This is a genomic window from Verrucosispora sp. FIM060022, assembly GCF_003977705.1.
GTDB classification, from domain to species: Bacteria; Actinomycetota; Actinomycetes; order Mycobacteriales; family Micromonosporaceae; genus Micromonospora; species Micromonospora gifhornensis.
Map to the genome: position 1 here is coordinate 749,744 of NZ_RQIV01000001.1, position 15,978 is coordinate 765,721.

At 68.8% G+C, this 15,978-nt stretch carries 13 protein-coding genes; 6 read left to right on the forward strand and 7 right to left on the reverse strand.

Going from position 1 to position 15,978, the window contains the following annotated elements:
* Window positions 1-492: 492 nt before the first annotated feature.
* Window positions 493-2,475 carry a hypothetical protein gene (locus EG812_RS03220; RefSeq protein WP_126710695.1) on the forward strand — a complete coding sequence of 661 codons (1,983 nt, stop codon included), beginning with the start codon at window positions 493-495 and terminating at the stop codon, window positions 2,473-2,475.
* 363 nt (window positions 2,476-2,838) lie between these two features.
* Here EG812_RS03220 and EG812_RS03225 read toward each other — a convergent pair whose 3' ends face one another.
* The 3 genes from EG812_RS03225 to EG812_RS03235 all read right to left on the reverse strand — a co-directional run bounded on the left by EG812_RS03225 (window position 2,839) and on the right by EG812_RS03235 (window position 5,958).
* A complete protein-coding gene (locus EG812_RS03225; protein ID WP_126710696.1) occupies window positions 2,839-4,200 on the reverse strand; it encodes a carbohydrate-binding protein in 1,362 nt (453 codons plus the stop codon).
* Between the two features lie 440 nt (window positions 4,201-4,640).
* A complete protein-coding gene (locus EG812_RS03230; protein WP_126710697.1) occupies window positions 4,641-5,378 on the reverse strand; it encodes a hypothetical protein in 738 nt (245 codons plus the stop codon).
* Complete coding sequence (locus EG812_RS03235; protein ID WP_126710698.1) at window positions 5,371-5,958, reverse strand: RNA polymerase sigma factor; 588 nt, start codon at window positions 5,956-5,958, stop codon at window positions 5,371-5,373. Before EG812_RS03235 ends, EG812_RS03230 begins: the two co-directional genes overlap by 8 nt.
* 68 nt (window positions 5,959-6,026) lie before the next feature.
* On the opposite strand from EG812_RS03235, the gene EG812_RS03240 reads away from it, so the two are divergent.
* Window positions 6,027-7,286, forward strand: a complete 1,260-nt coding sequence (locus tag EG812_RS03240) for a YncE family protein (RefSeq protein WP_233579360.1) — start codon at window positions 6,027-6,029, stop codon at window positions 7,284-7,286.
* A gap of 155 nt (window positions 7,287-7,441) precedes the next feature.
* Window positions 7,442-7,852 carry a roadblock/LC7 domain-containing protein gene (locus EG812_RS03245; protein ID WP_126710699.1) on the forward strand — a complete coding sequence of 137 codons (411 nt, stop codon included), beginning with the start codon at window positions 7,442-7,444 and terminating at the stop codon, window positions 7,850-7,852.
* A gap of 11 nt (window positions 7,853-7,863) precedes the next feature.
* Here the strand turns inward: EG812_RS03245 and EG812_RS03250 are convergent, their stop codons facing one another.
* Complete coding sequence (locus EG812_RS03250) at window positions 7,864-8,337, reverse strand: DUF2267 domain-containing protein (RefSeq protein WP_013734595.1); 474 nt, start codon at window positions 8,335-8,337, stop codon at window positions 7,864-7,866.
* A 56-nt stretch (window positions 8,338-8,393) separates the two neighbouring features.
* On the opposite strand from EG812_RS03250, the gene EG812_RS03255 reads away from it, so the two are divergent.
* Both EG812_RS03255 and EG812_RS03260 read left to right on the forward strand, forming a co-directional pair.
* On the forward strand, window positions 8,394-10,547 hold the full coding sequence (locus EG812_RS03255) for an alpha-glucuronidase (protein ID WP_126710700.1): 2,154 nt from the start codon (window positions 8,394-8,396) through the stop codon (window positions 10,545-10,547).
* 102 nt (window positions 10,548-10,649) lie between these two features.
* Window positions 10,650-11,489, forward strand: coding sequence for an SCO4651 family lipoprotein (locus EG812_RS03260; RefSeq protein WP_126710701.1), 840 nt, complete (start codon window positions 10,650-10,652; stop codon window positions 11,487-11,489).
* Between the two features lie 40 nt (window positions 11,490-11,529).
* On the opposite strand, the gene EG812_RS03265 is transcribed toward EG812_RS03260, so the two are convergent.
* Window positions 11,530-12,492, reverse strand: coding sequence for a DMT family transporter (locus EG812_RS03265; protein WP_126710702.1), 963 nt, complete (start codon window positions 12,490-12,492; stop codon window positions 11,530-11,532).
* A gap of 82 nt (window positions 12,493-12,574) precedes the next feature.
* On the opposite strand from EG812_RS03265, the gene EG812_RS03270 reads away from it, so the two are divergent.
* Window positions 12,575-13,471, forward strand: a complete 897-nt coding sequence (locus EG812_RS03270; protein WP_013734591.1) for a LysR family transcriptional regulator — start codon at window positions 12,575-12,577, stop codon at window positions 13,469-13,471.
* On the opposite strand, the gene EG812_RS03275 is transcribed toward EG812_RS03270, so the two are convergent.
* Entirely contained in the window at window positions 13,472-14,167 is a 696-nt protein-coding gene (locus EG812_RS03275) for a YesL family protein (RefSeq protein WP_013734590.1), read from the reverse strand. It lies immediately after the preceding gene.
* A gap of 124 nt (window positions 14,168-14,291) precedes the next feature.
* Window positions 14,292-15,935, reverse strand: a complete 1,644-nt coding sequence (locus tag EG812_RS03280) for an ABC transporter substrate-binding protein (RefSeq protein WP_013734589.1) — start codon at window positions 15,933-15,935, stop codon at window positions 14,292-14,294.
* Between the last annotated feature and the right edge of the window lie 43 nt (window positions 15,936-15,978).

Genomic DNA, 15,978 nt, shown 5'->3' on the forward strand with positions numbered 1-15,978 from the left:
CGCCCGTCTGAGGAGTAGTGCCACCTAGCTGCCCCAAAGCGGACGTAAGATGTGTAAGGGTTGATTGAGGTCAGCTGTGCCTGCATGAGTGCGCGGCCCAGCCGAGCAGGGTTGTGCTCAGTGCGGTGCAGAGTGTCACGCAGCGTAGCGCTCATCATTCGTAGGTGCGTCGCTCCGCCGTCCGTCTGCCAGAGAAGTGCTCGGTTACCGACGTTGAACTCGCTCGTTTCGCATCAGGGTCTTCTGCCTGGCCTGACCGGATGACACTTAGGGGGTCGCATTATGGGGAGGAGGAGGCATAGCATCGTCCGCATGCCTGGCGATCGACTTGCGCTAGCCCTGGAGCGGCTCGGACCTGGCGATTGGCTGGTCTTCGAACGCTTCGCTGCCGAATTTCTGGCTGTCGAGTACCCGAGTCTCCGGACTACGGCAGCACCAGCTGGAGACCGTGGTCGGGATGGTCAACTGTACCGAGTCGGCGAAGATCCAGTCGTGGCGGTGCAGTACTCGGTGACCACCGATTGGAAGGGAAAAATCACGGCAACTGTAGACAGGCTCGGTGAAACGATCCCGTCTGTGCAGGAGCTAATCTACGCGACGAACCAGATTATCGGCCCGGCTGCTGATGATCTCGTCCGAACGATCCGAAGGTCGAAGCAGGTCTTTGTGGACATTCGGGATCGGTCGTGGTTCATCGAACGGGAGTTGACGGCGCCCCAGCGAGAAGCGGCGTCGCTTGAGCTGTCGCGAACAATGGTCGATCCATTGCTTGTGGAGCGGCGGATCCGAAACTACTCGCCTATCCTTAACGATGGCGAAGCTCGTATCGCTCTTCTGCATCTAGTCTTAGACGCTCATGATGAAGCATCGGACAAGGGGCTAACGAAGACCTGTTTCGAGTCTCTCGTTCTGTCAGCATTGTATGATACGACCTCCGAATCACGCCTTACGCGTGAGGCGATCATCGCCAGAGTCGCCCGCCTGCTTCCGGCGGGCTTTGAAACACAGATTGCTCAGCAGGTTCTGGGTGCGATTCAAAGACTCAGCGTGCGTAATGGGCAGGTTAAACAGGTCGGCAAGACTAACGAGTACTTTCTAACCGGGGAGCAGCGCGAGGCGGTCAAGCAGCGAGCCGCAGAGTACCTACTTCTGCAGAATGAGTTGGAAAGCCGGTTGGTTTCGGCTGTTAGAGCCTCGCTGCCGGGGCTGCATTTGAATGACGGGAAAGCGGATCAGGTAGGAACGGATCTGCGGGTTGCATTGGAGAGCGTCCTTCTTAGGAGGGGGGAAGCTTTCGCCAAAGCTGCGGTCCGCGAACTGAGTCGCTCCAGCGGAAGACTTCTCACCGACACCCAGGTGGCGGCAGCAACAATTGAAGTCTTGGAGCGGCCATCTCCTAGAATTCGCCTGTACCTGCACCGACTTGCAGACGCATATACGATGTTTGCATTCCTGCGTCAGGCGCCTGATGTGCAAAAGGTAGTCGTATCCATGTTCTCGGGCGGCGATCTTTGGCTAGACACCTCAGCGATCTTGCCTCTGTTTGCGGAGACGCTGTTAGATGACCCTGGCGAGCGCCACTACACCGCGTTAATTAGGGCTGCGAAAGACGCGGGATTGCGCCTCTTCGTCACCGACGGTGTAGTGGAAGAAGTGGAGCGGCACATCAATCGATGTGTGGCCTTTACCAGAACTGGAACCCGCGAGTGGCGGCGGAATGTTCCATTCCTTGCGACGGCCTACACTCTTTCGGGGCGTGCGCGAAGTGGGTTCACGAATTGGGCAGAGCGGTTCCGCGGTGCAGTGAGCCCGGAAGAAGATATTCGGCAGTACCTGTATGAGACGTATGGCGTGGAACGCCGCAACCTGCTCGCAGAGGCGGACACGGCGCCGACGGAACTTCGGGCAGCGGTTCAGGAGATATGGCACGAGGCTCACGAAAAGCGACGTGTATCTCCTGGTGCCGAAGAGTTGGACACGCCCACACGGATGAGGCTTGTGGCCCATGATGTTGAAAACTCCGTCGGTATAATCCAGTTACGCAAGAAGACTTCTATTAATCCCCTGGGCTATCGCTCCTGGTGGCTTACCCTGGACAGAATCGCGCTTGACTTGCATCAAAAGCTCGCTTCTCGCTTGGGTAGAGATGCTCCGGCCTCGCCCGCCATCTCACCCGACTTCATGTCGCAGTACCTTCGAATCGGCCCTTTGAGGACTGCGATAGAGCGCGAGCTTTGGACAAGCTTGCCAATTGTCACTGACATCTCCCGTTATGCCTTTTTTCCGAAAGATCTAATCACGCGCGCCGACGAGTTGCGTGAGGCGCATGAAGGTCTCGACGAGCACATCATCCGTAGGCGCGTCCGCGACGAACTGAATAAGGCCAAGCTGCAGCGCGGGCCTGCATCGCTGGGTGGAATACAGCGAATGATGGATTCGGTGGAGACTCAACTCCGAAAGCAGACTTCCAGTTAGCCTCGATGATTCACGCCTGATGTCCGCTCCTTCGGCCCGGCGCGCTTGATCGCTGTTGATCGATGCGGTTGCGGTTTCGGGCATGGTGGTGGGCCGTCTGTCGCGGCGGTGGGCGTGGTCTCCTGGGTTGCTCCGGTTGTTGGGGCAGCGGCTGTGCTGGTCAGCCAGGGGCGGGGATAGCCGCGATCCGGTTGAACGCGGTGGTGATCTGTTTGGCCCAGGGCCCCGGCGTCAGAGGGCGGTAGGGCTCTCCGGTCCAGTTGACCGTGGTGTGCGCTGAGTACCTCGGTGGACATGACTCAGAGGACGGATCGTCGGACGGCCGGTGGGACCAGTACCGCCGGCCGCCCGAGTATCGCCCGGTCAACGGCGCTGTAGCGCCTTGACGTTGTCGCCGAACGTCCAGCCCTTCGACCCGTCCCAGTTGATCGACCAGGTCATCAGGCCCTTGAGGCTGCCGTTGTAGGTGTTCCACGCCTGCGCCACGGCCGACGGTGCCATGTACCCGCCGCCCGCGCCGACCTGGGCCGGCAGGCCGGGGACCTGCTTGTCGTAGGGGACGCGGATGGTGGTGCCCTGGATGACCAGGCCGGTGTTGAGGCAGTTGGTCTGGGCGACGAAGCCCTGCACGGTGCCGGCCGCGTACGAGTTGCCGGAGCAGTCGTACATGCTGCCGTTGTAGTACTGCATGTTCAGCCACCAGAGCCGGCCGTTGTCGGCGTACTTCTTGATGATGGGCAGGTACGAGCCCCAGATCGAGCCGTACACGACGCTGCCGCCGGTCACGTACGCGGTTTCCGGGGCCATGGTGAGGCCGAAGCCGGCCGGCATCTGGGCCAGGACGCCGTCGATGATGCGGATCAGGTTGGCCTGCGAGGTGGAGAGCTGGTTGATGTTGCCGCTGCCGGTGAGCCCGGTCTCGATGTCGATGTCGATGCCGTCGAAGTTGTACCGCTTGAGGATCGGCACGATGGTGGCGACGAACCGGTCGGCGACCGCGGTGGAGCTGAGGTCGATGCCGGCGGTGGCGCCGCCGATCGACATCAGGATGGTCAGCCCGGATGCCTTGGCCCGGCACATCTCGGCGGGGGTGGGCACCTTGACGGTGGCGTCCATGCCGTCCTGCCAGAGTACGGTGCCGTCGGCGCGGATCACCGGGAACGCGGTGTTGATGACGTTGTAGCCGTGGGCGGGGATGCGCGAGTCGGTGATCGGGATCCAGCCCAGTGGCGGGTGTACGCCGTTGGCCGCGCCGTCCCAGTTCTCCCAGTAGCCCTGGAGCACCTTGCCGGTCGGCTTCGGTTTGAGCGGGCAGGTGTCCGAGCCCGGCGGGGGAGTCGTGGTGGGTGGCGGGGTGGGGGTGGGCGACGGGGTCGGCGTCCGGGTCGGGGTGGGGGACGGGGTCGGGGTGGGGGACGGGGCGCCGTCGCAGGGGCCGAGGTCGGTCCAGAGTGTCGGGGTGGCCGCCGGGTTCCAGCCGGCGCCGACGTGCGCGGTGTGGGTCACCAGGGCCTGGTAGGTGCGGCCGGCGTAGGTGACCCGGCTGCCGGCCTGGTAGGTGTTGCCCTCGGCCCAGGCGGGTGCCGTGCAGGCGGCGAGGGCGGCGAACTGGGCGGCGGCGGTGGTGGGGGTGGCGGCGAAGTTGCCGGCGGCAGGTAGCGCCGCGACGGCGGCGACCAGGGCGGCGGTGGCCAGCAGGGCGGATGACACGGGACGGCGTCGCATGGCATGCCTCCTCATCGATGGAATCGGAGGCTATCGTTAACTTTGTTAAAAGTAAATGCGTCGGATCCGCCGACACCTGCTCCAGGTCAGCCAGGGGCGAGCGAGGTTGACGAGGTCGTGGTGTCCGAGGTGGGCTTGTATCGTGACGTCCGCCCAGCCCCTCAGTTGCGGCACCCCGCGCTCCCTATCGGGACGACGCGGTGGATCTTGGACAGTTGTCGTTCTCTGAGAACGGTAACTGTCCAAGATCGGTCGTCGCGGGCGTTGGCGCTGGGGTAGGCGGCTGTACTGCGCCTCGGCCCGTACTCGAATCAGACGTCACGGCGCATTCCAAGGTCGGAGCGGTGATCCCTGCGGGCGGTCGAGTCAGGGCGACACCGATACCGGGGCCGATGGCAGCGAGGCCATGGTGTGGCACGGCTGCCCCCGGCTGCTCCTCACTACCGCAGCGAAGCCGCGATCTCGACCGCCTCGGCCATGGTCAGCCGGCCTTCGAGGCGGTAGGTCACCCCAGCTTCCTCCCAGATCAGGGTCGCGGCGGCGAGCCGGGCGCTCTCCTGCCGGACCGTGCCGGCCCGGTCCACGTACGACACCGGGTGCGGGCCGCCGACCCAGATTGCCTGCTGACCGCCGACCTGGGTCCACTCCGCCCCGACCGCACCGGCCTCCTTGAAGAAGACCGGATTGAGCCGGCCGTCGAACGCGTCGAGGCGTAGCTCGCCGTCCCGGTAGAGCAGGGTCGCCACCCGGTGGCCGCCGGTGCCGTCGGGATCGGCCACCAGCACCCGCTCGGGCGGGCCCAGTTTGGCCGGTACCCGGATCGGGAACCGCACCGCCCGCTGCGCCTCGTCCAGCTCGGCCGGACGCTGCGCGGGCAGCGGCGACGGGGTGCCGGTCGGCGGGACCGGCGCGGACGACGTGCTGATGGTGATCCCGGCGAAGCGCAGCAGCCCCGCCACCGCGTCGGCGAGTGCGGCCCGGCCCGGCGGAAGCACCGCGACCAGCAGGGCGGCCAGCGCCGCGGCGACCGCGTACCGCCACCGCCACCACCGAGGGCGTGCCGGAGCGCGCGGCGGCTCGGCGGCGAGGCGGGCGCGGACCCGGGCCGTCACGTCGGGCGGCTCGGGTGTCTCCAGCCACGTGGACAGCTCGCGCAGCTCCCGTTCCAGGTCATCCATGCCGGCTGGCCTTCTCGGTGGCGAGCAGCCCGCGCAGCTTCACCAGGGCCCGGGATGTCCGTGACTTCACCGTGCCCCGGGGCCAGCCCAGCATCGTGACGGTCTCCTCCTCGCTCAGGTCGAGGAAGTACCGGCAGACGATCACCTCGCGGTCCTTGGCCGGCAGCGACCGCAGTGCCCGTACCAGCGCGGCCCGGCGCTCCCCGGCGAGGACCCCGCCGACGGCGTCGTCCTCGGCGACCTCCGACGCCGAGGACACCCACCGCGCCGCCCGCAACACCAGGCCGTGGCGCCGGTCCCGCGACCGGTGCAGGTTGCGGGTCTCGTTGGCCACGATCGCCAGGAGCCACGAGCGGAAGGACGACTCCCCGCGATAGCGGGAGAGCTTCCGGTACGCCTTCACGAACGCCTCCTGGATGACGTCCTCCGCATCCGATCCCGCGCCGAGCAGCACCGCGGTCCGGTACGCGGACGCGGTGTGCCGGGCGACCAGGAACTCGTACGCCTCCCGGTCACCTGCCTGCGCGCGGGTGACGAACTCCTCGTCGTCCAGTGGTACCTCCGGTGGGATCACTGTCATGACACCACCGGTGCGGCCGGGGTTCCATCCCGGCGGAACCTGGTTCGGGTGAGCGGTGTCACCCGGGCATGACGACGAAGACGATGATCTCCCGGCGCACCCTGCTGACCGCGTTGGCCGGCGCGGGTGCCGTGACGCTGGCCGGCTGCGAAGGGGCACGCAGCCCGGCCGCGCCGGCCTCCGCACCCCGGCTGCCCGATGCTCTGATCGTCGAGGTCGACGGCGGGCTCGCCGTGCTGGGCGGCGGCAACCCGCAGACGATCCCGCACGCGGTGGCCACCGCCGACGGGAAGACCATCCATGCCACCGCCCCGGACGGCGCCGACACCGCCCTCTGGCGGATCGACGCCGCCACCGGCAACGCCTCGGACCGGGTCCGGCTGCCGGGTCGGTGGGTGCCGCAGACCGTCTCCACCGACGGTACGCGGGTGGCGCTGACCACCGAGGAGGTGAGCGTCACCAAGGAACGCCCCGCCGGGCGGGAGGTCACTCCCGTGCTGATCGCCGACGCCGACGCCGGTGGCGTCCGGCAGCGGCTGCGGCTGCCGGGCAACTTCGTCCCGGAGGCGTTCACCGGCGACCTCGCCGGCCTCTTCGTCCTCGAATGGTTGCCGCCGGACGCGCCGGACCGGTACCGGGTCCGCGTCGTCGACCTCACCACCGGCGAACCCGGCCCGCTGGTCACCCGCGACAAGGGGCTGATCCCGCCCGGCGCGGAGGAGGAGATGCGCGGCGACGGACGGCAGGCGGTGCTCGCCCCGAACCGTCAGGTGCTCTACACGCTCTACACCCACCAGCCCGACCATCAGCACACCCGGGACCGGATCAGCGGGCGACCGGGCAGCGACGTGCACGCCTTCGTGCACACCCTGCACCTGGAGCAGCGGTGGGCGTACTGCGTGGATCTGCCGCACCCGTTCGGGCACGGGCCGGCCGAGGGCCATGCCATGGCGATCACCCCGGACGGCACCCGACTGCTGGTGGTCGACGTCAACTCGGGAATCGTCGCGGACATCAGCACCGAGGAGTTGACCGTACGCCGCACGGTCGCGATCTCCAGCGGTGCCGGATCGGCGTACGCGGTGACCGACGGTGACCGGTTGTTCGTCGCCGCCGGAGCCTCCGTCGTCGTCTGCGCCCTCGCCGACCTCGGTGGCGGCGTCGAGTTGACGACGGGGGAGCGGATCACCGGGCTCCTGCTCAGCCGCGACGGCAGCCGGTTCTACGTGGCCGGGCCCACCGCGTTGAGCTGGCACGACTCGACCAGCGGCAGGGAACTGGGTCGGCTCGCGGTGCCCGGCCTGACCGGGGTACGCGGCCTGGCGTAGCGGAAGTGCCCTTCGAGCCGGTGGGCAGGGAAGACGGACCATCGGGACGAATCCGTCCGCCCCGGCTGATCCGCAGCGAGTCGGTCATCGTACGTTAGAAGAACCGAACGACGAGCGCACCGTCGGTAGTCGCTGCCGAAAGGAAGGACAGCCCTATGCCCTCTGCCCTGATCGCCGACAACCTGGGTCGTGCACTGGACGACCTGGTCGACCGGGTGCCGGGCGCCCAGTTCGCGGTGGTGCTCTCGCCGGACGGCATCATGCTGGGCACATCCCGGGGCATCGACGGTGAACTGGCCGAGCAGTTGTCCAGCATGGTCTGTGGGCTTCAGGCGTTGGGCACCGCCGCCGCCCGGGTGTGCGGCGAGGGCGAACTGCACCAGGTGGTCATCCACATGTCGCGAGCCTTCCTGTTCCACGCCACCACCGGCAACGGGGCCATCCTCACCGTCGGCATCGACGCCGAGGCCGAGGTCGGCGACATGGCGTACGAGGTCGCCATGTTCGTCGCCCAGGCCGGCGACCACCTGCCGGTCTACCTGGAGCCGGCCGTCGCCGACGCCTGACCCGCTACCGGTCACCCGTCGTACGGCGGGACCGGGTCGGCCACCTGCCACAGTTCGGCCGGCAGGTGCGCGATCACGTCGTCGTACTCGTCGGCGGTGGTGGCGGCGCGGATGGTGTCGAGAACCGCCCGGATGCCCGCCTCGGCCAGTTCCGGGTCGACGTCGGCCCGCCCGCCGACGCGCTGCACGAACACGTCCAGCCCGAACCGCTCGGCGTCCTCGTGCGGGGCGAACGTGTACGCCCGCAGCCCTTCGGGAAGCTGGTCGGCGAGGTCCCGGGCCTGCCCGCCGTCGATCCGCTCGGCCAGGGTGGTCAGCGTGGCCCGCGCGATGGCGGTCGCCTGCTCGGCCGACGCCCCGGTACGGCTCGCCACGGAATCGATGAACTCGTTGTCGTCCACCTGGCCGGCCCCCTTCTCGCTGCGGATGCGGCGTGTACCCGCACAGCGGCCCAGCAAACGGCGGCCGAGGGCGGTCACCGGCATGCCGGATCTTCCGGAAGGACCTTGACGCATTCAGGAATATCGTTACGATCTGCGCAATGCGACGGCACCGCGACCAGGTGCGGATGAGCACCCCCGATCCGACCGACGTCCATCCCGCGTGGCTGCCGGACGAGGCGTGGCGCGCCATCGGCGTCCGCCGCATCCTGGTCCGCGGGGAGGGGACCCTCGTCGACACCGTCCAGGCCGAGGTCGAGCGGGCCACCCACCGGTACGGCGGCGCGGTGTGGCGGAACCCCACCGATGCCGACCTGCCACCGGCGGACCTGGTGCTCGCACTGACCGGCGCACCGCCCCCCGACAGCCCACCCACCCCCGAGCCCGGCCCGCCGCAGACGTCCGGGACGCTCGCCACCACCGCTGTCGCCGCCGCGAAGGCGCAGCTCGACACCGCGACGGCGCAGGTCGGCGAATCGCTCGGTGCCGAGGGGTTCGTGGTGGCGCGGCACGCCGGGGTGACCGTGGTGCTGGCCGACGCGCCGGCCGGGCTGCTCTACGGGCTCTTCGAGCTGGTTCGGCTCGGAGCTGCCGGTTTCGGTCCGACACACCCCGTCCGGGTACATCGTCCGGCCATGGCCCGGCGGATGCTGGATCACTGGGACAACGTCGACGTGCATCCGGTAATGGGGCAGGTCGAGCGCGGCTACGCCGGCGGCTCGATCTTCTGGCGGGACGGTCGGCCCCGTGGGGACCGGGCCCGGGTCACCGCGTACGCCCGGCTGCTGGCCGCCTGCGGGATCAACGCCGTGTCGGTGAACAACGTCAACGTGCACGCCACCGAGGCACGGCTGCTGACCGAGCGCCTCGACGACGTCGCCGAGCTGGCCGACCTGCTGCGCCCGTACGCCATCCGGGTGCACCTGGCGGTGACCTTCGCCGCCCCGGTGGTGCTCGGCGGCCTGCCCACCGCCGATCCGCTCGACCCGGCGGTGCGTGACTGGTGGGCCGAGACCACCGCTCGGGTGTACGCCCGCATCCCCGACTTCGGCGGCTACCTGGTCAAGGCCGACTCGGAGGGCCAACCGGGCCCGTTCAGCTACGGCCGCGACCACGCCGACGGGGCGAACCTGCTGGCCGAGGCGCTGGCATCGTACGGCGGTGTGGTGCACTGGCGGGCCTTCGTCTACAACCACCGGCAGGACTGGCGGGACCGCTCGACCGACCGGGCCCGTGCCGCGTACGACCACTTCGCGCCGCTGGACGGCCGGTTCCGGGACAACGTCATCGTGCAGGTCAAGCACGGGCCGATGGACTTCCAGACCCGCGAACCGGTCTCCCCGGTGATCGCCGCGATGCCCGGCACCCGGCTGGCGGTGGAGTTCCAGGTCACCCAGGAGTACACCGGTCAGCAGCGTCACGTCTGCTACCTGGCGCCCTGGTGGAGCGAGATCCTGCGGTTCGCCCCCTGGGGCGACGACGGGCGTACCGTCGCCGACGTGGCGGCCGACGGCGGTGGCCTGGTCGCCGTCTCCAATGTGGGTGACGACCGGTTCTGGACCGGGCACCCGCTGGCCCAGGCCAACCTGTACGCCTTCGGCCGGCTCTGCTGGAACCCCCGGCTGGGCCCGCAGGCGGTGCTCGACGAGTGGATCGACCTGACCTTCGCCCCGGACACCCGCGTCGATCCGGACCTGCTGCGCCGCACCCTGCACGAGATCATGGACGACTCGTGGCGCACCTACGAGCGCTACACCGCGCCGCTCGGCGTCGGCTTCATGGTCCGACCCGGTCACCACTACGGCCCCGACGTCGACGGGTACGAGTACACCCCGTGGGGCACGTACCACTTCGCCGACCGGGACGGCGTCGGTGTGGACCGTACCCGCGCCACCGGCACCGGCTTCACCGGCCAGTACCCGCCACCCTTCGCCGAGCGGTACGAGTCGGTCGAGACCTGCCCCGACGAGCTGCTGCTCTTCTTCCACCACGTGCCCTACGGCCACCTGCTGCACAGCGGCAGCACCGTCATCCAGCACATCTACGACACCCACTTCGAGGGCGTACGCGAGGTCGAGGCGATGTGCCGGCGCTGGGAATGGCTCGCCCGGCTGGTCGACCCGGCGGTGCACGCCCGGGTCACCGAGCGGCTGGCCGAGCAGTTGCGCTGCGCGCGGGAGTGGCGTGACCAGGTCAACGCCTACTTCCACCGCAAATCCGGCATCCCCGACGCCCAGGGCCGGATGCTGCACTGAGCGCCCGCCCGGCCGGCGCAGCCGTTTCCTTGACCGCCTGGCATAGCGTGTTCCTTCGATCGCCCGTACAAAGCCAGACGAATCCGGGAAAGAGGCTGTTGCATGTCAGTGTGGAAGAGGCCCGCGGTGTTGGCGGTCTCCGTCGTCGCGGCCGCAGTGTTGACCGCTTGCGGCGACACGAAGTCCGACGCGGGCGCCGACGCGCCGGCCAGGTCCAGCGCGCTGGAACTGCTCGCCACCGATCTCAAGGGCTCGTTGCAGAAGACGGTCGAGGCCACCGAGAAGAGCGACTCGGTGACCCTGACCGTGCAGGGCAGTGTGGGCGGCGAGAAGATCTCGATGACGGGCGCGGTGGAGCTGCGCGACCCGATCAAGGCCGAGCTGACCACCACCGGTTCGGAGAACCAGACCGTCACGGTCCGGATCATCGACGGGGTGATCTTCGTCGAGGTCCCGGCGGACCAGCGGGACAGCATGGACGGCAAGAGCTGGATGAAGATGGACCCTGCCGCGGGCGGCGGGCAGCAGGGCCTGGAGTTCAGCAAGCAGTTGGACGACGTCGACCCGACCAAGCAGGTCAAGACGCTGCTCGCCAGTGAGGGCGTCACGGTCGTCGGCGAGGAGACGGTGGACGGCACCCGTACCGTCCACTACACCGTGACCACGCAGTTGGCGGACTACCTCGAACAGGTCGATGCCAAGCTGCGTTCGGCCGTCGAAGGGCAGTTGACCGAGCAGGGCGTCAAGGAGATCAAGATCGACCTCTGGGTCGACGAGCAGTACCGGCCGCGGCGGGTGAGCGTGGTGATGGGTGCGATGAGCGACCTGACGATCGACTACACCGACTACGGCAAGCCGGTGACCGTCGAGACGCCGCCGGACGCGGAGACCCTCGACCTGGCCAAGATGATCGCGGACATGCAGAACCCGAACAACAACTGACCTGCCGGGGCGGTGGGTCGTGCCCGCCGCCCCCGGCCCGTCAGCGGCGGGTGGCGAGGACCACGCCGGCCAGGCAGAGCACGCCGCCCAGCAGAGCGAGCAGTGCCGGCACCTCGCTCAGCAGCATCCAGGACAGTGCGACGGTCACCGGCGGCACCAGGTAGGTGGCCGCGGTGGTGCGCCCGGCAGTCCAGCGCGACAGCACGTAACCCCAGGTGAGGAAGCCGATCGCGGTCGGGAACACGCCCAGGTAGAGCATGCCCAGGGTGGCTGACGTCGGCGCGGCGGCGAGTTCGCCGAGCAGCGCGGGCGCGAACGGCAGCAGGGCGATCGTGCCGGCCAGCGCGCCGAGCCAGGTCATCGTCACCGCGTCCACCCGGGCCAGCAGGCGCTTCTGCAGGAGCACGCCGAAGGCGTACAGCACGGCGGCGAGCACCGCCAGCGCCACGCCGAGCTGATCGACGTGCCCGGTGAAGCCGGTGGCCGCGATCAGGGCCACGCCGACGAAGGCCACCGCCACCCCGACGCCGAGCCGACCGGTCAGCCGCTCACCCAGCACCAGGGTCGCGGCCACCGCGACCAGGATGGGGGCGACCGCCACCAGCAGCGCCGCGGTGCCGGCGTCGACCAGCCGCTCCGCGCCGTTGAGCGCCACGTTGTAACCGCCGAACCAGGCAACGCCCCAGACCGCGACGAGTCCCAGGGTCGCGCCCCGCGGCCGGCGGGTGCGGGCCGGTACGGTGGATCGCCGACGTCGGGCGGTCAGCGCCACGAACCCGCTCAGCGCGACGGACGCCGCCAGCATCCGGCCCAGTGCCATGGCGCCGGGGGAGTAGTCGTGCCCGGCGAATCTGATGCCGACGAAGGCCGACGCCCAGAGCAGCACCGTGGTCCCGGCGGCGGCGATGACCGGCCAGGAGCGACCTGCCCCGGCCGGCGGGGCGGGCGGCGTCGCGCGCTCGACGTGGGCCCCGGTGGGGGCGGTCATCTCCAGACTGGTCATAGGGCCGATTCTGGTCCCGTCGACAGTTCAGTACCAGCGACGATTTCTTCACGACGATTAAGTCCTGCTTTATAGTTGTCCGGTGCTCGACGTTCATCGCCTCCGGATCTTCCGCTCCGTCGTCGCCTCCGGGTCGGTGCAGGCCGCCGCCGCCAACCTGGGCTACACCCCCTCCGCCGTCAGCCAGCACCTCACCGCGCTGCAACGCGAGACCGGCCTCGCCCTGTTCGCCCGAGCCGGTCGCGGCATGCGACCGACCGCCGCCGGGCATGCCCTCGCCGCCGAGGCGGATCGGCTGCTCGCCCGCGTCGGCGAGGCCGAGTCACTGATCGCGGACCTGCGCGCCGGCCGCACCGGCGTGCTCACCATCGCCTACTTCGCCTCCGTCGGTGCCGCGTGGATGCCGTACGTGGTGCGCCGGATCGGCACCGAACTGCCCGGGGTACGGCTCAACCTGGAGTTGCGTGAGGAGATCCCCAGCACCCGGGAGGAACGCGCCGACCTCCAGGTGGTGGTCGCGCCCCGCGGCTTCGAGCCCGGCTCCGGCTTCACCGCCCACCACCTCGTCGACGACCCGTACGTGGCGGTGTTGCCGGCCGGTCACCGCTTCGCCGACCAGCAGGAGGTGGAGTTGGCCGCCCTCGCCGAGGAGCGCTGGGTGGACAACGACTTCGCCCGCGGCTGGTGCCGGGCCAACCTCATCGAGGCCTGCACCGCGGCCGGGTTCACCCCGACCTTCGGTGTGGAGGCGCACGACTACCCGACCGCACTGGCGTTCGTCGAGGCCGGCATCGGTCCCACGGTGCTTCCCGCGCTCGGCGCGGTGCGGCTGCCCGACGGCGTGACCCGGGTCGGGCTGCTCCGTCCGACCCCGGTCCGGTCGATCCACCTGGTGATCCACGACGCCGTCGAGCACACTCCGGCGGTGCGCATCGCGATCGCCGCGCTCCGGCAGGTCGCTGCCGGGCCCGTCCAGTGATCAGTCGCCGTCCGCCCGGGTGAACTCCTGGCGGATGACGCTGGTCATCGGCTCACCGCCGCGGACCAGGGCCAGGGCCAGCACCGAACCCAGCGCGGCGAGCGCGGCCTCCGAGGTGACCAGGGTCAACACCACCGCCGCGACCAGCAGCAACGCGGTGCCCACCGCCACCGCAGGGGTACGCAGCACGAAGTACCCGGCCAGCCGGAGCACGTCGCGCAGCCGGAAGGCGAACAGCGAGGTGATCACCAGCGCGTTGACCCCGACCACGGCCACCCCGGCGGCAACCAGCAGCAGCGGCACCACCCACCAGCGGGGCAGCCCGACCGCCGTCAGGTTGACCAGGTTGATCGCGAGCAGGGCCAGCCACATCAGCATCGGCACCCAGACCAGCAGCGATCCCACCAGGTTCACCCGGTAGCCGCGCCAGAACAGCCGGGCCGGGTGCAGCTCGGTCAGGTCGAGACGCTGATGGTGCAGGGCGTACAGGGCGGCGGACAGGGCCGGGCCGAGCGGCACCGCGCAGACGGCGACCAGCGGCAGGTTGCTCATGTGCCGTTCCAGGGCGAACAACGCGACGAGTCCGGGGGCGGCGCAGACCAGCAGCAACACCTCGACCACCAACAGCGTGTAGACCAGCGCGGCCACCCGCGACAGCGGTCCCGCACCGAACTCGCGTCGGGTCGCCGTACTCACGACGACCCCGCCGTGACGATCCGGCCGCGGGGGTGCGCGGCGAGGGTGATGCGCATCGGTGTCCTCATCGTCCGGTGATGCGGGGCCGGTCCGCTGCCCACCGGAACCGGACCGGCCCCCGACATCAGTTGTGCTCGTCGCGGTAGCGCTCGTACGCCTTGTTGACCGTGTCCAGGTAGGCGTCCATGTTCTTGCTCTTCAGCTCGGTGACGTAGGCGTCCCACTGGGCGAGGTCACGCTGGCCGAGGGCGAACTGCAACGTCGCCTGGTAGACGTGGTCCTTGAGCGGGGTCTCCCAGAGCGACACCTGCTCGCGCTCCTCGTCGGTCAGCGGGTACGGCGGCGGCGGCGACTTCGGCGTACGGGCGTTCATCACCTTCTGGAACTCCTGCTCCTCGGCGGAGAAGAACGCCTGCACCAGTTCCGGCTTGCCGCCGTAGGCGAACACCCCGTTGGCGAAGCCGAAGTCCTTCTGCAGGTGCTTGGGTGCGCCCGGGTTGAGGCCGATCATGTCGACGTCCTCGGCGAGGCCGGCCTTGCCGGCGGCGTCCTTGACGTAGGTGGTGCCCTCCACGCCCCAGCGGGCGAACATCTGCCCCTCGTCGGAGTACCAGAGCCAGTCGACGAACTGCATCATCGCCACGAAGTTCTTGCTGTCACGGGCCTTCGAGGAGATCATCATGCCGTTCTCCAGCCGGCTGGCCGGGTTGATCTCTCCGGCCGGACCGACCGGCAGCGGAATCTTGGTGATCTTCGCCTTCGGGTTGGTCGCCGCCAGGTCCGGCCGGTAGTCGTTCACCAGGGCCTGGGCGTTGCCGCTGATCACGAAGGACTTGCTGTTGGCCAGCTTCTGCCGGGCGAGGTCGTCGGTCTGGGTGAAGCTCTCCGGGTCGAGCAGCTTCTCGGCGACCAGCTTGTTCAGGTACTCCAGGATGTGCCGGTAGTGCTCGGTGGCGGCGGTGTACTCGAACTTCTGCGCGCCGGCGTTCCAGCTGACGTGCTGGAAGTTCCAGCCCGCGCCCTCCAGACCGTGCGACACGGCCAGCAGGTTGAGCAGGTTGCCGGCCGGGTTGGGCTGGCTGTACCGGTCGGAGAACGGGTAGACGTCCGGGTACTTCGCCTTCATCGCCTTGAGCACGGTGTACAGCTCGTCCCAGGTCTTCGGGATCTCCAGGCCCAGCTCGTCGAGGATGTCGGTACGGACCACCAGGGAGTATTCGTGCCACGGCTTCTCGTGCACGCCGGGCAACAGATAGAACTTGCCGTCGGCCTGGCGCAGCGTGTCCAGCTCAGGCTTCAGGTTCCACTTCTCGATCTTGTCCTTGAGGTTCGGCATCAGATCGAGATAGTCACTGACCGGCAGGATCGCCCCCGAGGAGACGTACGCGTGTACGTCCGGCGGGTACGTCTTCGGGATGAGCAGCGGCGCGTCACCGGCCCCGATGAGCAGACTGCGCTTCTGGTTGTAGTCGCTCAACGGCACGGCGACCGGGTCGAGCGTGACGTTTGTGCGCGCCGTCAGCTCCTTCCAGAACAGCCAGTCGTTCTTGAGCGGGTAGTTCGGGTGGTTGTTGTAGAGGACGGAGAAGGAGAGCGGCTCGGTGGCCTTGAACTGCGTACCGGCGGCGTAGTTCTCCATCGCGCCGGCCCGGTTCTCCGACAGGTCCTGCGCGTCGGACGAGTCGTCGCCACAGGCGGTGACGCTGGAAAGGGCGAGCAGCGCGACGGTGGCCACCGCCGCTGTGTGACGCCACGATCTGCGGAACATGGCGGGTCCTTTCGGATCTGGTGGTGGGAGGGTGGGTGGTGTT